The following is a 716-nucleotide window of genomic DNA, read 5'->3' as shown; positions in this document are numbered from 1 at the left end:
GATAAAGCGATGATCCAACAATCCTTATCAAAATGTGGCTGGAAACCGGTTTATGCTTCTTCTAGTGATATGAATTCGTATGCGAGTGAATTTGCCTCAGTTTATGAGTGCATGAAAAAAGCAGGTTTCCGGTATAAATTGCAAGATTCAAAAGGGCTCTATTTTGTACAACCTCTGAAAAGTGACTCGTTTTTAGCTAATTTGATGCTAGCTGGATATCAGCAATTTATGGACAATGACACCTTTGGTGTGACCAACAAAACGAAACAGGAACGCGCTTTACTAACGCATTTTGAGGATGAAAGAAAACGTCAGCAAAAGCAAAAAGCTTTACAAAAGCGATCACCAAAGCGTCCTCCCCATCGTTAAAAAGGTCGTTGGATAAAATCACGAATGAAGTAGAGGATCAAAGCTGTCTCCTTCTTTATCCACGCAACGGGCACTTTTAATTTGGTGTTTAAGATAGTCGACAATAAGGCAGGTGAGGTTTCATTACGGGGGATGCGTATTTTGAAGCCAAAGTCGTGGGGCAATCCACAGGATACGTTAAGCGGTTTGACCGAGGCTGGCGCATCTGGCAGTATGACAGTGGGCTTTAAGAAAGCAGAAGCTTCTTCTCAAGCTTTCACCGCGATGAGCACAACAATAGAAGCAGGACGCGCTGTCAACATGCAAGCCCACAAAGGCAGCATCCATGGTGTTGGAGCCGATATTAT

The 716-nt window shown here is 43.2% G+C and carries 2 protein-coding genes; both read left to right on the top strand.

The window, feature by feature from the left end; translation table 11 throughout:
• Nucleotides 1–369: hypothetical protein (locus tag ACFIJZ_RS10040; RefSeq protein WP_375632024.1), on the top strand; the 369-nt coding region annotated here is incomplete at its 5' end.
• Nucleotides 370–450: 81 nt separating this feature from the next.
• A partial coding sequence (locus tag ACFIJZ_RS10035) for a hypothetical protein (RefSeq protein ID WP_375632026.1) occupies nucleotides 451–716 on the top strand: 266 nt, incomplete at its 3' end.

It is taken from the genome of Bartonella sp. CL70QHWL (assembly GCF_042194855.1).
In the GTDB taxonomy this organism is placed as follows: Bacteria; Pseudomonadota; Alphaproteobacteria; order Rhizobiales; family Rhizobiaceae; genus Bartonella.
The sequence above is the reverse complement of the archived record's forward strand: the minus strand, read 5'-3'. Positions and strand labels throughout refer to the sequence as shown.